Annotated in this window: 18 protein-coding genes and 5 pseudogenes; 15 read left to right on the top strand and 8 right to left on the bottom strand. The window is 67.3% G+C overall.

Annotated elements, in window-relative coordinates; translation table 11 throughout:
• Window positions 1-41 precede the first annotated feature (41 nt).
• A complete protein-coding gene (locus QQY24_RS32850; protein ID WP_301976605.1) occupies window positions 42-644 on the bottom strand; it encodes an IS3 family transposase in 603 nt (200 codons plus the stop codon).
• Window positions 641-952 (bottom strand): transposase, encoded by a 312-nt coding sequence (locus tag QQY24_RS32855; protein WP_301976606.1) that lies wholly within the window; start codon window positions 950-952, stop codon window positions 641-643. Before QQY24_RS32855 ends, QQY24_RS32850 begins: the two co-directional genes overlap by 4 nt.
• A 309-nt stretch (window positions 953-1,261) precedes the next feature.
• On the opposite strand from QQY24_RS32855, the gene QQY24_RS32860 reads away from it, so the two are divergent.
• The 3 genes from QQY24_RS32860 (at window position 1,262) to QQY24_RS32870 (ending at window position 2,979) form a co-directional block, all read left to right on the top strand.
• Window positions 1,262-1,627, top strand: coding sequence for a winged helix-turn-helix domain-containing protein (locus QQY24_RS32860; protein WP_301976607.1), 366 nt, complete (start codon window positions 1,262-1,264; stop codon window positions 1,625-1,627).
• 72 nt (window positions 1,628-1,699) lie between these two features.
• Window positions 1,700-2,218 (top strand): IS630 family transposase, encoded by a 519-nt coding sequence (locus QQY24_RS32865; protein ID WP_301976863.1) that lies wholly within the window; start codon window positions 1,700-1,702, stop codon window positions 2,216-2,218.
• A 74-nt stretch (window positions 2,219-2,292) separates the two neighbouring features.
• Window positions 2,293-2,979 carry an alpha/beta hydrolase gene (locus tag QQY24_RS32870; RefSeq protein ID WP_301976608.1) on the top strand — a complete coding sequence of 229 codons (687 nt, stop codon included), beginning with the start codon at window positions 2,293-2,295 and terminating at the stop codon, window positions 2,977-2,979.
• Between the two features lie 159 nt (window positions 2,980-3,138).
• Here QQY24_RS32870 and QQY24_RS32875 read toward each other — a convergent pair whose 3' ends face one another.
• Both QQY24_RS32875 and QQY24_RS32880 read right to left on the bottom strand, forming a co-directional pair.
• Window positions 3,139-3,858 carry an IS6 family transposase gene (locus QQY24_RS32875; RefSeq protein ID WP_301976609.1) on the bottom strand — a complete coding sequence of 240 codons (720 nt, stop codon included), beginning with the start codon at window positions 3,856-3,858 and terminating at the stop codon, window positions 3,139-3,141.
• A 337-nt stretch (window positions 3,859-4,195) separates the two neighbouring features.
• The gene (locus QQY24_RS32880) at window positions 4,196-5,356 is read right to left on the bottom strand and encodes an IS701 family transposase (RefSeq protein WP_301976610.1); all 1,161 of its coding nucleotides are present in this window, start codon (window positions 5,354-5,356) and stop codon (window positions 4,196-4,198) included.
• Between the two features lie 51 nt (window positions 5,357-5,407).
• On the opposite strand from QQY24_RS32880, the pseudogene QQY24_RS32885 reads away from it, so the two are divergent.
• A pseudogene (locus QQY24_RS32885) lies at window positions 5,408-5,581 on the top strand (IS6 family transposase); the annotation flags it as partial.
• Here the strand turns inward: QQY24_RS32885 and QQY24_RS32890 are convergent.
• Both QQY24_RS32890 and QQY24_RS32895 read right to left on the bottom strand, forming a co-directional pair.
• Complete coding sequence (locus QQY24_RS32890) at window positions 5,512-6,063, bottom strand: transposase family protein (protein ID WP_367658069.1); 552 nt, start codon at window positions 6,061-6,063, stop codon at window positions 5,512-5,514. The pseudogene QQY24_RS32885 and the gene QQY24_RS32890 overlap by 70 nt on opposite strands.
• A gap of 83 nt (window positions 6,064-6,146) precedes the next feature.
• Window positions 6,147-6,389, bottom strand: a pseudogene (locus QQY24_RS32895) (IS6 family transposase); the annotation flags it as partial.
• Window positions 6,390-7,231: 842 nt separating this feature from the next.
• Between QQY24_RS32895 and QQY24_RS32900 the strand changes: the two are divergent.
• Complete coding sequence (locus QQY24_RS32900) at window positions 7,232-8,638, top strand: VanZ family protein (protein ID WP_301976612.1); 1,407 nt, start codon at window positions 7,232-7,234, stop codon at window positions 8,636-8,638.
• A gap of 160 nt (window positions 8,639-8,798) precedes the next feature.
• A pseudogene (locus tag QQY24_RS32905) lies at window positions 8,799-9,047 on the top strand (transposase family protein); the annotation flags it as partial.
• A gap of 216 nt (window positions 9,048-9,263) precedes the next feature.
• Here QQY24_RS32905 and QQY24_RS32910 read toward each other — a convergent pair.
• On the bottom strand, window positions 9,264-9,983 hold the full coding sequence (locus QQY24_RS32910; RefSeq protein ID WP_301976613.1) for an IS6 family transposase: 720 nt from the start codon (window positions 9,981-9,983) through the stop codon (window positions 9,264-9,266).
• Between the two features lie 55 nt (window positions 9,984-10,038).
• Here QQY24_RS32910 and QQY24_RS32915 point away from each other — a divergent pair, with 55 nt between their 5' ends.
• Window positions 10,039-10,164, top strand: a complete 126-nt coding sequence (locus QQY24_RS32915; RefSeq protein WP_301976614.1) for a hypothetical protein — start codon at window positions 10,039-10,041, stop codon at window positions 10,162-10,164.
• A gap of 282 nt (window positions 10,165-10,446) precedes the next feature.
• Here the strand turns inward: QQY24_RS32915 and QQY24_RS32920 are convergent, their stop codons facing one another.
• Complete coding sequence (locus tag QQY24_RS32920; protein WP_301976615.1) at window positions 10,447-11,364, bottom strand: LysR family transcriptional regulator; 918 nt, start codon at window positions 11,362-11,364, stop codon at window positions 10,447-10,449.
• Window positions 11,365-11,490: 126 nt separating this feature from the next.
• Here QQY24_RS32920 and QQY24_RS32925 point away from each other — a divergent pair, with 126 nt between their 5' ends.
• From QQY24_RS32925 to QQY24_RS32960, 8 genes and pseudogenes are all read left to right on the top strand, one after another.
• A complete protein-coding gene (locus QQY24_RS32925; RefSeq protein WP_301976616.1) occupies window positions 11,491-12,489 on the top strand; it encodes a fumarylacetoacetate hydrolase family protein in 999 nt (332 codons plus the stop codon).
• Window positions 12,486-13,447: pseudogene (locus QQY24_RS32930) on the top strand (cyclase family protein). Before QQY24_RS32925 ends, QQY24_RS32930 begins: the two are co-directional and overlap by 4 nt.
• 23 nt (window positions 13,448-13,470) lie before the next feature.
• Window positions 13,471-14,601 carry an FAD-dependent oxidoreductase gene (locus tag QQY24_RS32935; RefSeq protein WP_301976618.1) on the top strand — a complete coding sequence of 377 codons (1,131 nt, stop codon included), beginning with the start codon at window positions 13,471-13,473 and terminating at the stop codon, window positions 14,599-14,601.
• A complete protein-coding gene (locus QQY24_RS32940; protein ID WP_301976619.1) occupies window positions 14,598-15,596 on the top strand; it encodes an amidohydrolase family protein in 999 nt (332 codons plus the stop codon). Before QQY24_RS32935 ends, QQY24_RS32940 begins: the two co-directional genes overlap by 4 nt.
• Window positions 15,597-15,601: 5 nt before the next feature.
• A complete protein-coding gene (locus QQY24_RS32945; RefSeq protein WP_301976620.1) occupies window positions 15,602-16,534 on the top strand; it encodes a VOC family protein in 933 nt (310 codons plus the stop codon).
• 129 nt (window positions 16,535-16,663) lie between these two features.
• On the top strand, window positions 16,664-17,470 hold the full coding sequence (locus tag QQY24_RS32950) for an MBL fold metallo-hydrolase (protein ID WP_301976621.1): 807 nt from the start codon (window positions 16,664-16,666) through the stop codon (window positions 17,468-17,470).
• Window positions 17,471-17,516: 46 nt separating this feature from the next.
• Window positions 17,517-18,237 (top strand): annotated as a pseudogene (locus QQY24_RS32955) (IS6 family transposase).
• Window positions 18,238-18,802: 565 nt separating this feature from the next.
• Window positions 18,803-19,303, top strand: coding sequence for a hypothetical protein (locus tag QQY24_RS32960; protein ID WP_301976622.1), 501 nt, complete (start codon window positions 18,803-18,805; stop codon window positions 19,301-19,303).
• Window positions 19,304-19,665: the final 362 nt, after the last annotated feature.

The following is a 19,665-nucleotide window of genomic DNA, read 5'->3' on the forward strand; positions in this document are numbered from 1 at the left end:
TCCACACCAACAACGTGACAACGCCTACAACGTTGCGACGATCATGCGAATCCACCTTGCGACCCTCTGTCGCCGTGATGGACCAGCCCGGAGTCCTTCTTGATCCGGCGTCTCCACAGCGCCATCTCCAACGCATCCAGCGGAAGTTCGGTCCGCATGTGGTTCGCGACCTGCCAGCCGACGATCATCCGGGAGAAGACGTCCAGGACGAACGCCACATACACCCAGCCCGTCCAGGTGCGGACATAAGTCATGTCGGCCACCCACAGCTGGTCGGGCCGGCTCGCGGTGAAGTCGCGGTCGACCAGGTCCGGCGGCCCGGGTGCCGACGGCTCCGGCACCGTGGTGCGGTGCCGCTGACCGCGGATGACGCCCTCCAGACCCAGCTCGGCCATCAGCCGCTCGACGGTACAGCGTGCCACGAGGACGCCCTCGCGCCGCAGTACGCGGGTGATCCGGCGGACGCCATAGGTGCCGCCAGACTCGGCATGAACCTGTTCGATCAGCGGCATAAGCTGCTCGTCACGCAGCCGACGAGCAGACTTCGGCCGCTTCTTGCGCGCGTAGTACGCCGACTCCGACAGTCCCAGCACCCGGCAGACGAACCCGACCCCGAGGCCCTTGTCCCTGAGGTGCTCGATCACCTGGTCGGCCTCGTCCGGGGACGGTCGAGTTCGGCCGCAAAAAACGCGCTCGCGGCCTTCAGAATCTCGTTCGCCCGCCTCAGCTCCGCTACTTCTCTACGAAGTTGCTTCAGTTCCTCGTGCTCGGCGGTGGTCAGCCGGCCGTCGCGTTCGCCGGCGTCCGCCTCGGCCTGACGGACCCAGCCGCGCAGGGCTTCCTTGTGAATGCCCAGGTCCTTGGCGACGTGCGCGATCGGCCGGCCCGTCGTGCGGACCTCGCGGACGGCCCGCTCGCGAAGCTCGTCCGGGTACCTGCGTGGTGCTGGCACAGCTCGTGGTTCTCCTTCGGGCCAGGATCATAAGCCTGGCTTCAGGTACTCCACGAAACCGGGGTCAGCTCAGAGAGGAAAGCCCCCAGATCCCAAGAGTGGTTGGCCGGGCATGCTCAGGGCGCGTCCTGAGGGCGGTGGCAACTTCGCCGCGAGGCACCTATTGATGCGAAACGGTTTGGGTTCTGGGTCGTTGGTGGGGTGTGAGCGATCTGGTGGGGGACGCGCGGCATCTGTCGCCGTCGGCGCAGGAGGCCCTGCGGTTGCGGGCGGTGGCCGCGTTGGTGGCGGGGCGGGGACTGTGAGGATGTGGCGGCGGTCTTCGGGGTGTCGCTGAAGGCGGTCGACGGGTGGTGGGTGAAGTGGCAGGCCGGTGGCCGCGGGGCGCTGGTCATGCGGCCGCGGGGCAAGCCGGTCGGGGTGCACCAGGTGCTCGGGGAGGCCGGGCAGGACGCGGTGCGGCAGGCGGTCTTCGATCACCGGCCCTGTGACGTGAAGCTTCCCGGTCAGCTGTGGACGCGGCGGCTGGTGGGCGAGCTGATCGCGAAGCTGTACCGGGTGCGGCTGACCGAGGTGGGGGTGGGCAAGTACCTCAGGCGTTGGGGGCTGTCCTTCCAGCGTCCGGACAAACGGGCCGTCGAGCAGGACCCGCAGGCCGTGGCGCGCTGGCATTAGGAGACCTGGCCGCAGATCCGAGCGAAGGCGAAGGCCGAAGGCGGTGAGATCCTCCTCGCCGACCAGGTCGGCATCCGATCCGACCAGGTCACCGGCCGCACCTGGGGAGAGAAGGGGAAGACGCCCGTGGTGCGGCGGAGCGGGAACCGGTTCTCGGTCAACGCGATGTCGGCGATCAGCACCAAGGGCCGGATGCACTTCATGGTCTTCACCGAGCACTTCACCGCCGAGGTGATGTGCCGCTTCCTGGACCGGCTCGCCGGCCACTTCGACCACAAGGTCCACCTCGTGGTCGACGGGCACCGCGCCCACCGCTCCAAGGAGGTCCGCGACTGGCTCGCCGCCCACCCCGACGACGTCGAACTGCACTTCCTGCCGCCGTACTCACCAGAGCTGAACCCCGACGAACTGGTCAACGCCGACCTCAAGCACAGCCTGCCCCGGCAGCACCGAGCCCGTGATCAGGCCGAACTCACCGCCGAGACCCGCCGCTTCTTCCGCCGACGCCAGCGTCAGCCGCACATCGTCCGCGGCTACTTCGACGGCCCGCACGTCCGCTACGTCCTGGACGAGAACCCCATGAGTTTCTGATCAATAACCCCTTGGCTCGCGGCTATGTGTAAGCTGCAATTCCGGTTCTCACCAGTACTTTCCAGGAGTTCACCATGTTAATTGCACTTCACGGATCGTGGCATCAGCCCGCGCACTTCGCCGACCTCACCAGCCGCCTCACGTCCCTCGGAATTGATGTCCTTGCCCCCGATCTGGACAAGGACTCCCTGCCGGACCGCATAGCCGCCGCGCAGCAGGCTATTGACTCATGCCCGGAACCGCCGCTCGTGCTCGCACACTCCTTCGGCGGCCTGGTGGCCGGGTCACTCACCGGAGTCCGACACATCATCTATCTCGCGTCCTACGTACTCGACCCGGGCGAGACCGCCGTAGACGTCGCCGTCCGCGCAATCGAACAGACCGGCACGCCGGATCCCCTGCTCACAGTCATGACTCCCGGCCCGGACGGACACACACACGTCGCTCCGGAAAACGCTAGGGAAACCTTTTTCGCCGACTGCAGTGCGGAAGTCGCCGAAGCGGCCACGCAGCTGCTGCGTCCGGAGCGGGACGACATCGGACAGTGGACTCCGACCTGGGTCAACCGTGAAGTCACGCGCAGCACCTACGTGCAGTGCGAACAGGACCGCGCCCTGCGCCCCGAGATTCAGGAACAGTTCGCCGCCCGCTGCAACGAAACCCTGGCCTGGCCGACCAGCCACTCTGCCTATCTCAGCCGGCCCGACCTCGTCCTGGACCTCATCCGCCGTACCAACTCGACGGATGCCTCACAGGTGTGACCGCACATCCCCCACCGCCCCCAGCTCAGAGCCACGCAGCACGCGATGAAGCGGCGGGGGCGTAGCGGGAGGCCCTGAAAGGGCGCTGTCACATTATTGGGTGCGTGGGTCTCTGACCGTGTATCGGGGTGTGGGGAGGGCCGGGTTTCGGGCCGGTGCTCAAGTCTTGGCGGGCTGGCCGGCGGCGCCGGTGATCTGGTCCCAGATCGCGTAGCGGATGGCCGTCTCGGCTCGGTGGCCGGGGGCGCTCATCAGGTGGCGGCGGGGTCGGAAGTGGGGTGGGATGCCGCTGAACGCGGACAGGAACCGCTGGGCTCCGCCGACGCCGCGGAAGCCTTTCATGGCGCGTTCACGCTGCCGGGTGGGCTGATGACTGTTCTCGGCCCGGTTGTTCAGGCCCTTGTGCGAGCGGTGCTCGACCAAGGGCATGACCTCGCGGTGGGCCGCGTCGTAGGAACGGAGCTTGCCGGTGACCACCACCCACGGCACCGAGCAAGTCTTCTTGAGTAGTTTACGGAAGAAGCGCCTGGCCGCAGCGGTGTCCCGCCGGCTCTGGACCAAGATGTCGAGCACGTTGCCGCCGGCGTCGACGGCCCGCCACAGGTACCGCTGCTCGCCGTTGACCCTGACGAAGACCTCGTCCAGGTGCCACTTGTCCCCGGACCGGGGCTGGCGGCGGCACGGGCCATTGGCGTAGGACTGCCCGAACTTCGCGCACCAGCGGCGGACCGTCTCGGAGGTCACCATCACGCCGCGCTCCAGCACCAGTTCCTCGACCTCGCGAAAACCGAGCGGGAAGCGGAAGTACCGCCACACGCAGTGCGCGATCACCTCGACCGGATACCGGTGCCCCTTGTACGACGGCGGTGCACTGCCCACGGACGACCCCTCCCAACACGACCAACCAGAAAACCATCCCACCCGGTCAGCCAACGTGACAGCGCCTGACGGTTCGCTGACACACTTCACCCTGCCGTCCGGCACATCAGGGAAGTCGCTGAGGGGCGTACTGCTGGCCGGGCACTTCGCGGCCGCAGCCGCCCGCTACTTCCTTAGTACTGCAACGACACTCCGTGATTTCCTCTGCGTTTGTGGTGGCTGATGCGGGCTCGTGCTTGGCTTCTTCTTCGTCATAGTGACCATGCGAGTACGTGTCGGATGTGGTGGCGGAGGGGAGAGGAGATGCGGGTGAAGAGCCGCCGGGCTTCGTTCGTGGTCAGGGGTATGAGGGGTTGATCACTGCCGGTGTCCGGGTCCCCTTTTTTGCCTCTGCCCGCAGGATGGCGAGGAAGGCGAGGGCGGCCATGGACAAGGTGATGTGCCGGTACCAGGCGGTGTAGCCGCGGACTTGATAGTGATCGAGTCCGGTTTCGTTCTTCGCGGTCTGGAAGCATTCCTCGACCATCCACCGGGACCCTGCGATCCGCGCGAGTTCCTCCAACAGGGTCCCGGCCGGGCAGAAGCAGATGTGGTAGGCGAGGTCCGTGGGATCGGTGAGGCTGCGCCGTGCCAGTAACCAGTGGTCCCAGCCTTCCCGCCGCCAGGGCCGGATCGGGGCCGCCGCCCAGTCGTACTCGCGTGGCCCGTGAGCACCGTCACCGCAGCTCAGACGCGCCCAAGCGTCGTCGGGGAGTTCGCTGACCAGCTGGTGTGCGCGGGCCTGGCCGAAGAATTCCATGGTCATGACCATCTGGGATTTCGGGACGGCCAGAACATGGGGGATGTCATGTTCTTCCAGCCACATCCGGATCCGGCTCCTCTGGCCGTAGACCTCGTCGGCGGTCACCCACCCGAAAGGGATCCCCGACTCCACAGCACGCTGGAGCATCCGCAGGCCCAGGTCCGGCTGGGTGGCGAACTCGACATCGTCACCGATGCCTGCGGCCCGGCACCGCTCGCGGTCCGATATCCAGTCCTTCGGGAGATACAGCTCGCGGTCGATCAGGGCCCGCCCCCGGTCGGATCCGTAAGCCAGGAAAACTCCGATCTGGGAATTCTCGATCCGGCCGGCCGTCCCCGAGTACTGCCGGGCCACCCCCGCCGACTTGATGCCCTTCTTCAAAAAGCCCGTCTCGTCGAGGATCAAAATTCCCCGGTCGGGACCTGCGATGTGCTCCACGACCGCGTCGCGGACGTCGTCCCGCAGAGCATCGGCATCCCACAGGTAGTAGTTCAGCAGCCGCTGCATCCCCTGAGGACCGTCATCGCCGGCGGCTTCGGCCAGGGTCCAGCCGTTCTTCCGTTCCGCCTCGCTGAGCAGTCCCCGCAGATAGGACACCATGCACCGTCTCGGCTCCACCCGCCCGAAGCGTCCCGCGAACCGCGCCACGAAGTCACCGAACACACCTGACCAACCGTCAGCTATCTCGTCCACCACAAAGCGACCAACGACTACGGCCGCATCGAGTCACGGACTGTCGTTGCAGTACTAAAGGGCTTCCGCTCCGTGGGCGGGGCGCAGAGGTTCCTGTCCGCGTTCAACGGTATCTCACCCCACTTCCGGCCCCGTCGCCACCTGATGCCCGCACCTCACTACCGAGCCGAAATGACCGTCCGCTTCACCATCTGGGAGCAGATCACCGGCGTCACGGACCGACCTGCCCCGACGCACCGCCAGGCAGCCCACACCCAACAGCGTGACAACGCCTCCTCACGGTCTTGCCGTCGATCGCGATCACCCGCCGGCCCGCGACCAGCGCGGTCCGCGTCGCGGCCCAGGCCCCCCCGGACGGCATCGAGACGGTCCGCGTCCAGTCGCGCGAACGGGCGACGCAGCGTCGACTCGTCCACCGAACCCCGCTCCAGACCCAGCCGCGTCATGGCCACCGCCTCCGCGTCCCGGGTCCACTCCCCGACAGCCGTGAAACCGCGTGCCCCGGCCATGACCACGCACACCGCGACCGCGATCAGAGCGCCCACCGGATGACGGACCCCGCGCCGCCGACGCGGATCGGGTATCCGGCCGAGCAGATCAACAAGGAGCTCGTGATCCGGGACGGACGTGCGAACAGGTGCACAGATGCGGGACGATGGCATGGCACGGGCGTTGTTCCCTGGTCGGACAGAAGGCGTAAAAACCTCCATCCAACCGGACCGGAACACGCCCGCGCACCTCACTCACCCGAAAACCCCACGTCACAGGGCTGCCAGACAACTTTGCCGGAGCCCTGGTCCAGGTGCCACTTGTCCCCCAATTGGGGCTGCCGGCGGCGCAGCGCGTTGGCGTAGGTCTGCCCGAACTTGGCGCACCAGCGGCGGACCGTTTCGCAGGAGAGGACGATTCCGCGCTCGAGCATGAGCTCCTCGACCTTGCGGAAGGACAGCGGGAAGCGGTGGTACAGCCACACGCAGTGGGAGATGACCTCGACCGGGTGCCGGTGACCCTGGTACGACAGCGACGCGCTCCCCACGGACAACCCTTCTCAAATTGATCAACCCCAAGATCATCCCACCGGGCAGCCAACGTGACAGTGCTCCCTTGACGCCTTTGACGACGGGTGGGCACTGATCAAACCGCTGCTGCCGACACCGGCCTGTGACGTGACAACCGAGACGTGTGTTCCTGGCCTGGGTCGATGACGAGTAGCTGGCTGAAAGTAGTCATGCCGCTACCTGGAGTAGCTCAGAAAAACCTCAAAAAGCTTCAGTAAGTAGATCACGTACTGCTTAGGTGATGGGGCCAACGCGTGAAGGGGGACGCTTCTACCTTCACTTATGTCATGCATGCGACAGATTGGGGCTTTCATGCGTACCAAGATCAAGGCTGTGGCCGTCTCCTGCGCCATCGCGGCCGGTACTGTGGCGTTAGGTGCGCCTACCGCCTCCGCCTCGGCCACCGCCTACTACTGCGACTCCTCTGGCTACATGGCCGATAACACGCCCACGCACCGCTGCACCTCCCTGTCTAACGGCGTCCTTGCCCACTGGAAGTCGTATGGGTCCGGCACCAGCACCAACATCGTCACCAACTACTCCAAGACTGGCGGCTCCACCGTCAGCGCTCGCGTCGGTTACAGCATGGGCGGTAGCACCGTCTACAGTTCGTACTTCTCCATCAGCGATGGCGAGACGGAGGGACACACCTGGAACAAGACGGGGACTACTACTGCTCCTCCAGCACCGGCTTGCTGGACTACACGGGCGGCACGTACCAGACACCTTCCGCGCACTGCTGAACCTCTAGCGCCTGGGCCCCGTCTGTTTGGGCGGGGCCCAGAGTGCCTCTCGTGTCTGACTGCCAAGGATTACGCCCATGTTTACCGCAGTTTTCCAAGCTCACTACGTCTATCTAGCCGCATGCGCACTGATCGCTTTTGTGTTCGGCGGCTTAGCGTGGTTCCTGAGTCTCCGTTTCGGCAAGCTCCACGGCGTGTGGTGGGGTTTGCTTGTTGCCACGGTAATCGGAATCCTTGGAGTCACTTTTATGGGTGGCGGACCGGCCAGCGGCCAATGCGTCATCAATCATAACGTCGCTGAGCCCTTCCATACCACACAAGGCCTGTGGAATCTTGCCATGACTGTGCCGCTTGGGCTGTTTGGTCTGCTGGCCGTCCGTCGACCCCTGCCCGTAGTGGTTGGCGTTGTGACACTGCCGTTAGCCATCGAGTTCACCCAGGCGACAGTGGGCGGTCTCGGGCGGGTATGCGACAGTTCGGACGCCGAAATGAACATTGTCGGCGGTCTTGTGGGGCTCACCGCCGCACTAGTAACCATGGCAGGCCGGCGGTCGGTCGAGTGGCAGGGTGGCCTAAAGGCGTCGCTCATCGCTGCGGCGGCGCTTCTCCTGATAGGCACCGGAGTTGCTCGCCCGATGCTGGCATACAGTAATATAGATGGAACCGGCTTGTCGGTAGCGAAAGATTCACAACGGCAGGCCGTCGAGCGGGCCGTGCAAGAAGCATTCGGCGACCGGTATGCGCTTGGGCACGTGTATGAGCAGCCGTGTATTGGGGTGCCGTGTACAAATATCATCTTTACGCTGCTGAGTCGGGATGAGAAGCACCCGCAGGATTTTGCCAACGGCAGTCTTTCATGGCCGGACAAGAAGCACTTGAACGTACTCTTGGAAGACAGTGATCGCTCGTACGTTATGGGCTATCCCGTGGCGGGGACGAGGAAGCCGACCAACCGGCAGGATGCGTTTCAGATTGCACAGTCGTACATACGCGAGCGCTACCCGTGGGCCAAAGACGCGCCGGTGCACCGGACTTTCCCTGTTGGCCAGAAAGCGGAACTGGGATGGATGACCAACTGGCGGTGGCTCGAGGGTAACGTTCTCATGCCAAGAATGCTGGACGTTCAGGTTGACAGGGCCGGACAGGTTTCGCAGGTGGACGTGACGCTTGGATCCACTCACGTGAAGCTCGAAAAGGCCAAGTTAGATGCCAGGCAAGCTGAAAGGGATGTCCAAGAGGCAATGGCAGCCCGGTCTAAGGCTAGCGGGAGTGGCGACCAAGGCGACCTCAGTTTCAAGGCATTCACACTGAAGGCCGTCAATAGAGATGGCGTGTGGCGGCCCGAGTGGTTGGTGGGCGTGTCAAGTGCCGCAAACCCGTCATCAACAGATCCGACGGCATCCTCAGAGGCGGATATATGGCGCGTGGACGCCGTGAGTGGACAGGTCTACGATGGAACCGGCATCTCGGTGAAAACTGGCTGAGCTCGGAGTGACCAAGGGGCGGGACCCAGGGCTCCGGCAAAGTCGTCTAGCAGCCCTGTGACGTGGGGTTTTCGGGTGAGTGAGGTGCGCGGGCGTGTTCCGGTCCGGTTGGATGGAGGTTTTTACGCCTTCTGTCCGACCAGGGAACAACGCCCGTGCCATGCCATCGTCCCGCATCTGTGCACCTGTTCGCACGTCCGTCCCGGATCACGAGCTCCTTGTTGATCTGCTCGGCCGGATACCCGATCCGCGTCGGCGGCGCGGGGTCCGTCATCCGGTGGGCGCTCTGATCGCGGTCGCGGTGTGCGTGGTCATGGCCGGGGCACGCGGTTTCACGGCTGTCGGGGAGTGGACCCGGGACGCGGAGGCGGTGGCCATGACGCGGCTGGGTCTGGAGCGGGGTTCGGTGGACGAGTCGACGCTGCGTCGCCCGTTCGCGCGACTGGACGCGGACCGTCTCGATGCCGTCCGGGGGGGCCTGGGCCGCGACGCGGACCGCGCTGGTCGCGGGCCGGCGGGTGATCGCGATCGACGGCAAGACCGTGAGGAGGCGTTGTCACGCTGTTGGGTGTGGGCTGCCTGGCGGTGCGTCGGGGCAGGGTGGGCTTGTGAGCCAGGCCTGTGGTCAGGTTGTGGTGGGCTGGTCGGCAGCGCCGGTGATCTGGTCCCAGATCGCGAAGCGGATACTCATCTCGGTTCGGTGGGCGGTGGCGGGCATCAGGTGTCGGCGGGGCCGGAAGTGGGGCGGGATACCGTTGAACGCGGACAGGAACCGCTGGGCCCCGCCCACCGAGCGGAAGCCCTTCATGGCGCGTTCACGCTGCCTGGTCGGCTGGTGGCTGTTTTCGGCCCGGTTGTTGAGGTACTTCGACTGACGGGGCTCGACCGAGGGCATGACCTCGCGGTGGGCGCCACCGTAGGAGCGGAGCTTGTCGGTGACGATCACCCGCGGCACCGTGCGGTTCTTCTTCAGCAGGCGGTGCAAGAAGCGCCCGGCCGCGGCCTTGTCCCGGCCGTCCTGCACGAGGATGTCCAGGACGTTGCCTTCCTGGTCGACGGCCCGCCACAGGTACTTCTGTTCACCGTTGATCTTGATGAAGACTTCGTCCAGGTGCCATGTGTCCCCAGGCCGAGTCTGCCGGCGGCGCAGCGCACCTGCGTACTGCTGCCCGAACTTGGCGCACCAGCGGCGCACCGTCTCGTAGGAGACGGTCACGCCGCGCTCGAGCATGAGCTCCTCGACCTCGCGGAAGGACAGCGGGAAGCGGTGGTACAGCCACACGCAGTGGGAGATGACCTCGACCGGGTACCGGTGCCCCTTGTACGACGGCGGTGCGCTGCCCACGGACGACCCCTCCCAGCACAACCAACCAGAAAATCATCCCACCCGGTCAGCCAACGTGACAGCGCCCGGCCGACTGCTCATCGAGGCCACGGCCCACGGAACAGCGCACACGCACCGCCACGTCGTACTGCAGCCCGAACTGGTCGTGCGCCGGTCGACGATGACGGCTCCCGCACGCTGACCGGGCTCGCTCGGAGCCGTGGGGAACATATGCCGGACCGACGACAGGCACAGCGAGGGAAACGGGCACGACGGTACTCCGGCTGGCGGTACGGAAAAGGGGGCCCCGGAGACGGGGGCATCCGGCTGTCGGAGGGAGACGTCCAGCGGAAACGTACCGACGGGCCCCGTCCGAGCATGCGTCCTGCCGGGTGCCCTGCCCGCCCCTGCCGTCATTCACGTTGCGGATGCATTCCATCGGTCCCGTCGATGACGTCCTCTGGTGATGTGCGGCCGGCCTCTCTCATCTCCCCAGCTCGTCGGCCATCCGCCTGCCGATCCGAGCGGCGGTCTCCCGCAGCCAGATGTGGGCCGCATCGTGGGTGTGCACCGGGTGCCACCACAACGCCTCATGCAGGGGCACCGCCTCGTAGGGCGGCTCCACGACACGTACGGCGACGAGCGGGGCGAGGAGCCGGGCGAGGCGGGCCTGGATCAGGGCGATGCGCCGGGTTCCGCTGACGAGCAACGGCATGATCTGGAAGCTGTCGACGGAGACCTCGACGCGGGGCTCGATGCCCAGCATCCCGAGCTGGCGAACGGCTGGTGCGTCGTACGTGCGCTGGTAGGTGACCCAGGGCAGTCGGGCCAGGTCTTCCCGGGTCAGCCGGCCGTCGACGCTCGGGTGGTCCTCGGCGACGAGGAAGACCCACCGGTCCTCGTAGAGGTCGGTCGCGGGGAAGTCGCTGATGACGCCGTGCGGCATGAGCAGGCCGTCGGTGGTGCTCAGCAGGGTGTCCGTGGCGTCCACGACGGTGGTCGGCGTCTGAGCGAAACGCAGTCGGATGCCGGGAGCCTCCCGGTGCACGACCCGCGCGAGTTCGGCGCCGAAGACGGCGACCGCGTAGTCGGACGCCACGAGTTTGAACTCACGGCTTTCCTTGGCCGGGTCGAAGTCCGCCTGGCTGGCGAAAAGCCGTTCCAGCAGGTCGTATGCGGTGGACGCGCGATCGAGGAGGACCTGCCCGAGGGCGGTGAGCTCGTAGTGGCCGCCCACCCGCGCCAACAGGTCGTCATCGAAGTGCCTGCGCAGGCGCGATAGCGCGGCGCTCATCGCCGGCTGGCTGAGACCGACGCGCTGCCCGGCGCGGGTCACGTTGCGCTCCTCCAGCAGGGCACGCAGGGCAACGACGAGGTTGAGGTCCAGGCGACTGAGATTCACGACGACTTTCCTAGCGTCCGGCGATGACCTGCAGAAATTTGGATCCTGGATGGCCGTCATCCACAGAATCTATTTCCCTGATCACGGGTGGCGAGTCCAGATTAGTGCCATCGCAATCAGGAGGACATGTCCGTGAAACCTGAAGCCGCGTCCGCCCTCTTCGCCGGACCCTTCGCCCTGGCCACCCTTTCCGCTCCCGAGAGCCCCGCCTTTCCCGCTCTCGTCACTCCCGACGCCCAGGTGATCGACCTGCGGTCCGCCCTGGACGACGCCGCACTGACCATGCGGGGGGTTCTGGAAGGCTGGGACACGGTGCTGCCGCAGCTGACCGCACTGGCCACCGCCGGCCCCGTACGCGGGGCATTGGCGGAGTTCCGGACGCACGCTCCGGTGGAGCCGCGCCAGGTGTTCCAGTCCGGGGCCAATTACCGGCAGCACGTGATCGATCTGCACGTCGCGCACCGGGCGCCGGGCGATGACCGGCCAGAGGCAGAGCGGCGCGCGGAGGCCGCCGAGATCATGGACCGGCGGGCCGCCGAGGACCTGCCGTACGTGTTCATCGGCCTGCCGAGTGCGATCACCGGTCCCTACGACGACGTCGTTCTGCCGGCCTGGGCCGAGAAGCCCGACTGGGAGCTGGAGTTGGCTGCGGTGATCGGCCGGCCGGCCCACCGGGTCTCCGTCGAGGAGGCCCTGGACCACGTCGCCGGCTACACGATCGCCAACGACCTGACCGACCGGGCCACGGTCTTCCGCCGGGACATGCCGCAGATCGGCACCGACTGGCTGCGCAGCAAGAACGCGCCCGGGTTCACCCCGCTCGGCCCCTGGATCGTGCCCGCCGGATCGATCGCGCGCCCCGACGACCTGCGTCTCACCCTGAAGCTGAACGGCGAGACCATGCAGGACGAGTCCACCAAGGACATGATCTTCGACGTGGCGCGGATGGTCTCCTACGCGTCGCAGACCGCCCGGCTCCTGCCCGGCGACCTCGTGCTCACCGGCTCGCCGGCCGGCAACGGCATGCACTGGGGCCGGCTGCTGCGCGACGGCGACGTCATGGACGCCTCGATCACCGGGCTCGGTGCCCAGCGCACCCGCTGCGTGGCGGAGGAGGCCCGGTGACCTTGGATCGCACCGACCCCGAGGGCGCGATCGCCCGGGCCGCCAAGGCGTACTCGAACTGGGGGCGCTGGGGTGAGGACGACGTCCTCGGCACCCTCAACTTCCTCGACGGGGCCAAGCGCCGTGAGGGCGCGGCGCTGATCCGCAGCGGTGTGAGCTTCTCCCTGCCCCAGCGCTTCGACATCAACGGCCCGCAGAAGGGCTGGCGGCGGCGCACCAACCCGGTGCACACCATGCTGGACACCGGCACCGACGCCGCGCTCGGCAACCAGTGCCTGCCGCACGGCCTCGGCGGCGCCGACGACGTCATCGCCATGCCGCTCCAGTGCTCCACCCAGTGGAACGGGCTCGGGCACATCTTCGACCACGGCAAGGCGTGGAACGGCGGGACGCCGAGAAGGTCGTCACCTCTGACGGCGACCTCGTCACCGGCATCGAGCACATGGCCCCGCACATCGCCGGCCGCAGTGTGCTGCTGGACGTGGGCCGGGTGATCGGCGAGGACGGGGAACTGCCGGACGGGTTCGCGATCACCGAGGAGCATCTGACGGCGACGGCCGAGGCGCACGGTGTCGGCGTGGGCCGCGGCGACATCGTCCTCGTCCGCACCGGCCAGCTCACCCGGGCACGCCGCGACGGCTGGGGCGACTACGCCGGAGGATCCGCGCCGGGCCTGTCATTCACCACGACCGCCTGGCTGCACGGCAGTGAGATCGCCGCGATCGCCACCGACACCTGGGGCTTCGAGGTATGCCCGAACGAGTTCGACCACGCCTTCCAGCCGCTGCACCAGGTCGCCATCCCGCACATCGGGCTGCTGATCGGCGAGATGTGAGACTTGGACGCGCTCGCCGCGGACTGCGCCGCCGACGGCGAGTACGCCTTCTGGCTCACCGCCGCTCCCCTGCCCATCACCGGTGCGGTCGGCTCCCCCGTCAACTCGGTCGCCGTCAAGTAAGTAGAGGAACAAGGGAGTTCCCCATGCCCCAACCCCGCAAGATCCTCGTCATCGGCGGCGGTGCCGCCGGCAACGCCGTGACGATCCTGCTGCGCCGCGCCGGGTACGCGGTGGACCTGGTCGAGGCCAAGGACGACTGGAACGCCACCGCCGGTTCTGGCATCACCCTCCAGGGCAACGCCCTGCGCGTCCTGCGCGAAGTGGGTGTCTGGGACCAGGTGCAGGCGTCCGGGTTCGGCTTCGACTCGGTCGGCATCACCGCCCCCGACGGCACCGTCCTGCACGTCCAGGAGGACCTGCGCACCGGCGGCGACGGCCTGCCCGCCACCGTGGGCATGCAGCGGCCACAGCTCCAGCAGATCCTCATTGAGGCGGTGCGAGCCGGCGACGCCTCGGTCCGGCTGGGCACCACCGCCGATATCCTGAGTCAGGACGCCGACGGCGTCTCCGTCCGGTTGAGCGACGGCACCGAGGGCCGCTACGACCTGGTGGTCGCCGCCGACGGCCTCGGCTCCGCCACCCGCGCCGTGATCGGCATCACGGACAAGCCGGAGCCGACCGGCATGGCCATCTGGCGGATCAGCGCCCGCCGCCCGGCCGGCGTCACCCGCACCGACCTGGCCTACGGCGGCCCGGCGTACATCGCCGGCTACTGCCCGACCAGCGAAGACACAATCTACGCGTACGTCGTCGAGGCCAACCGTGACCGGGCGTCGATCCCTGCGGAGTCGTACGCCGACGAGATGCGCCGCCTCACCCGGCACTACGGCGGGTTCTGGCCGGAGATCACCGAGCACATCACCGACCCGGCGAAGGTCAACTACACCTGGTTCGACCGGATGCTGGTCGAGGACTCATGGCACCGCGGCCGGGTCGTGCTCGTCGGTGACGCCGCGCACTGCTGCCCGCCCACCCTCGCGCAGGGCGCCGCCATGTCCCTGGAGGACGCCTGGGTGCTGGCACAGCTCCTGACCGGTAGTGACGCCTGGGACGACGCACTGTTCCAGACGTACTACGAGCGGCGGATAGCCCGCGTCCGGCCGGTGGTCGAAGCGTCGGTGCAGATCGGGCGGTGGCAGTTGGACGGCGTTCGCGACGCCGACGTGCCCGGCCTGATGGGCCGCACCATGACGATGCTCCGGGAGCTGCCGTGACCACCCCCACCGTCGACGTCCACGCCCATGTCCTGCTGCCCGAGGTCGACGCACTCGTCGACGGCCTACCCGGGCACGTCGAGGCACGGGCCCTGGACGCCCGCCGCAACGGCCCCGAGGCCCTCGCCGTGAGCGGGCCGATGGTCCGCGACCGGATCCCGCTGCTCACCGACGTCACCGCCCGGCTGGCGGCGATGGACGCACAGGGCGTGGACGTGCAACTGGTCAGCCCCTCGCCGTCGCACTACCACTACTGGGCGGACGAGCAGACCGCCGAGAAGGTGTACCGGCTCGCCAACGAAGCGACCGCGGCGCACTGTTCGACCGCCCCGGACCGGCTGCGCGGCCTGGGCCTCGTGCCGCTCCAGCACCCCGAATTGGCGGCGCGGGCCCTCGACCACGCCCTGGCACAGGGGCTGCTCGGCGTGGAGATCTCCAGCCACGCCCCAGGCCGGGAACTGTCCGACCCGGACTACGCCCCCCTGTGGGCGCGGGCCGAGGAGACCGGGGCAATCCTTTTCTTGCACCCCTTCGGATGCACCCTCGACGAGCGGCTGGACCGGTGGTACCTGTCCAACACCGTCGGGCAGCCCACCGAGAACGCCGTCGCTCTCTCCCACCTGATCTTCTCCGGGGTCCTGGACCGGCACCCCGGCCTGAAAGTGCTCGCGGCGCACGGTGGTGGCTACCTACCCACCCACATCGGCCGCTCCGACCACGCCTGGTCGGCCCGCGCCGACGCCGGGAGCGGCTGCGCGCACCTGCCCAGCAGCTATCTGCGGCGGCTGTGGTTCGACTCGCTCGTGCACGACCCGCACGTCCTGCGGGAGCTGGTCCGGGCGGCCGGCGCCGACCGGGTCCTGCTCGGCTCCGACTTCCCCTTCGACATGGGCAGCGACGACCCGGTCGGCGCGCTGCGCGCCGCCCGCCTCACCGACTCCGACTTCCAGGCCGTACGAGGCGGCAACGCCGCCGCCCTCCTCCGGAAGGACTGACCAACATGCGCCTGCTGACCCACCTGAGGCACGTCGACCTCGCCGTACCCGACTACGACAAGCAGCTCGACTTTTACGCCGGCGTCTGGGGCCTGACCAGGGTTGCCGAGGACTCCGGCATCTCCTTTCTCGCCGCTGAGGGCTCCCCCGAGCAGTACGTGATCCGGCTGCGCAAGGCCGAGGAGAAGCGCCTCGACCTCGTCTCCTACGGCGCCGCGTCCGCCGCCGACGCCGACACCCTCGCCGAGCGGTTCCTCGCCGGAGGCGTGCAGCTGATCACCCAACCCGGCAAGGTCGACACCCCCGGCGGCGGCTACGGCTTCCGGTTCTTCGACGTCGACGGCCGCACCATCGAGGTCTCCGCCGACGTGGAGGTCAGGCAGCACCGGAAGATCGAGGAGAAGGAGGCGATCCCGGTCAAACTGAGCCACGTCGTCCTCAACTCCCCCGACTTGAACCGCACGCGGGAGTGGTACGAGCGGCACCTCGGATTCCGGCTCTCCGACACTCTGTCCTCGCCGCACATGGGCGAGGTCATGCACTTCATGCGGATCAGCAGCCAGCACCACTCCATGGCGCTGGCGAAGGGCCCGCACACCTCCCTGCACCACGTCTCCTTCGAGATGCGCGGCATCGACGAATACATGCGCGGCTCGGGGCGTGTCATCCGGGCGGGCTTCAAGAAGCTCTGGGGACCGGGCCGGCACATGGCCGGGGACAACACGTTCACGTACTTCCTCGACCCGCACGGCAACACCGTCGAGTACACCACCGAGCTGGAGTGCCTGGACGAGGACACCTGGCACCCGCACGTCTACGACTTCTCGCAGCCCGAGGTCACCGACCAGTGGGGCACCGCCAACCCGATGAACGAACTCGTCGCCAAGGAGTCCTTCAACGACCCCGACCGCGGCGTCTTCATCGCCCCGCCGGTCTAGACCGGTCCACAGGCTCCGGGGGCGCGGCGGTACGGCCCCGCCCTAACGCCCGCCGCCGCGCCCCCGGTCCCGCTCCGCCCTCGCCCCCCCACGGCTCCCGCATCAACGATGATCGAAGGAACCGCTGCCATGCCTCCTCGTACGACCCGGCTGTCCCGTCGCGGCCTGCTGGTCGGCGGCGCGGCCGCCACCGCTCTCACCGTCACCCCGCAGGCCGCCGCGGCACCCGGCGGCACCGGGCCGGGCACGTCCCGGACGGACAAGGGCACGGTGGTGCACCTGCTGGGCACGGCGGGCGGCCCCCCGCCGTACGGCGAGCGCATGGGCATCGCCTCCGCCGTGACCGTCGGCGGCGACACCTACCTGGTGGACTGCGGGCGGGGCGCGGTGACCCAGTACCTGCGGGCGGGCCTGTCCATGCCGTCGCTGAAGGGGATCTTCCTCACCCACCTGCACGCCGATCACATCGTGGACTACTTCAACTTCCCACTGTTGTGCGCAGGCGTGATGCCGCTCCAGCCCGGGTTCAGCGGTACCGTGCGCGTGTGGGGGCCGGGTCCGAGCGACACGGTCACCGAGGGCCCCGTCACCCCTGGTGAGCCCGCGCCCGGCATCATCGAGACCACCCGGCGCGCGAACGCCACGTTCGCCGCCTCCACCAACGCCTTCGTCACCGAGGGCTTCGGCATCGACCCGGTGTCCGTGCTCAACGTGGCCGAGCTGTCGGCGCGGCCCGGCACGGTGATCACCCTCCTGGAGACGGCCACCATGAAGGTGACGGCGACCAGGGTCCCGCACGGCAACATGTCCCCCTCGTACGCGTACCGGTTCGACACCGCGGACGGCTCCGTGGTTTTCTCCGGCGACACCAGCCGCAGCGACGACCTCATCGCGCTGGCCCGCGGCTGCGATCTGCGGCGCTGTCACGTTGGCTGACCGGGTGGGATGATTTTCTGGTTGGTCGTGCTGGGAGGGGTCGTCCGTGGGCAGCGCACCGCCGTCGCACAAGGGGCACCGGTACCCGGTCGAGGTGATCGCGCACTGCGTGTGGCGGTACTTCCGCTTCCCGCTCGGCTTCCGCGAGGTCGAGGAGCTGGTGCTGGAGCGCGGCGTGATGGTGACCTCCGAGACGGTCCGCCGCTGGTGCGCGACGTTCGGGCAGTCCTACGCCAACGGCCCGCGCCGCCGCCAGCCCCGGTCCGGGGACAAGTGGCACCTGGACGAGGTCTTCGTCAGGGTCAACGGCGAGCAGCGGTACCTGTGGCGGGCCGTCGACGCCGGCGGCAACGTGCTCGACATCTTGGTCCAGAGCCTGCGGGACACCGCTGCGGCCAGGCGCTTCTTCCGTAAACTACTCAAAGAAGACCTGCTCGGTGCCGCAGGTGGTGGTCACCGGCAAGCTCCGTTCCTACGACGCGGCCCACCACGAGGTCATGCCCTTGGTCGAGCACCGCTCGCACAAGGGCCTGAACAACCGGGCCGAGAACAGTCATCAGCCCACCCGGCAGCGTGAACGCGCCATGAAAGGCTTCCGCAGCGTCGGCGGAGCCCAGCGGTTCCTGTCCGCGTTCAGCGGCATCCCACCCCACTTCCGACCCCGCCGCCACCTGATGAGCGCCCCCGGCCACCGAGCCGAGACGGCCATCCGCTACGCGATCTGGGATCAGATCACCGGCGCCGCCGGCCAGCCCGCCAAGACTTGAGCACCGGCCCGAAACCCGGCCCTCCCCACACCCCGATACGCGGTCAGAGACCCACGCACCCAATAATGTGACAGCGCCGTCGGCTTCATGTCGGTGAGCTGGTGGCAGTGACGGTAGGTCAGGTGGGTCGTGTTCTTGTAGGTCTCTGGCCTGTGGCGGTGGCTGGCCGCTGACACGAGGTGGTGCTTTGTGCCGTGGCGGCTGACGTGGGGCGGTACATCCACCGGTGGCTCACTGTCATGACGGCGTTACATCGCAGCCGGAGGATGACGCGACGACTGATTCCTCCCCCCTGCCGGACATCACTGCGTGGCGGCCGGGCTGGAGGTTGTCATGTGGCTTTTGGGGCCGCGAGTGCCAGCCGATCGCTTCTGGGTCTTGGCTGCAGCGCTTTGGCACGACACGGGCGCCGATGACCAGGCAGGTCAGCGGGAGCGGACATCATGCAACCGTGTCTCGCCAGATTCACCCGTATGGGTTAAACCGTGTCGGTGGAAGTTTTCCCCTACCGTGCTCCGCGCAGACGTACCCAGGGTAAGCGAACGACGAGACGCAGGGAGTAGTTATGTCGTACGAGGGCGAGAAGCAGCTGATTGTGAACCGCCTCAACGGAAGCCGTCTCACCGTGCAAGGAGGTAAGTGCTTCGACGGAGCACTCATCTGTAGCGTCCGCTACGCAAATTATGACCACTACCCGCAGCGGTGGACGACGCGAAAAATCGGAGAGGTGGACGAGTGGACGATTTGTCACGTTGAAATTTCCCAGGACGGAAAAACCTTCCGCCTGGACGCCGGCAGCGACGAGCCCAAAATTTCTCCCGCCAGCCAGCCCATGCTCAAAGAGCCCAACGACTCGGACCGACAGAAGTGGTGCTTTCGCTCCGACTGGTCAGGAGAAGGCACCCATTTAGTGAACATCGCCCCGTATCTGAACCGTTCGGCCGGGCTGGGGCTCAGGGACGACTTCGGACTGGAGTGGACTGAGGCCGCCCTGGTCAGGAACTTTTCGACCACTGAACAACTGTGGTATTTCACGGCCACTTACAGGAATTCCATTCCCAACTGATCTCCATCAGCGAGCGCCCCTCAAAAGACCACGCGAGTGGGACGGGAAAACCCGGCGGGTACAGCGGTTACAAGAAGCATCCTGACCGTACGGCCCGCCGGGCTCTGTCATTGTTCCACCGGCTTCTGATCGAAAATGCGCCTTCCGCCTTACTGCCTTGCTTGGAGAGACTCAATAGAGTCCTCAAAGGCTGTCCCGTAACTCTGGAGACGGCTTGCCGGTGTCCGGTTCAACCCGCTTGGCCGGAATCCCTTTGGGATCGCGAGTCGGGGTGGAACCGGACAAGTCGATCCGGCCGTGGTGACCCACCAGCCGTTGCCCCGAGTTACGGGACAACGCTTATCTCGCCAGCTGATAACACA

It is taken from the genome of Streptomyces sp. TG1A-8, assembly GCF_030499535.1.
Taxonomy (GTDB): Bacteria; Actinomycetota; Actinomycetes; order Streptomycetales; family Streptomycetaceae; genus Streptomyces.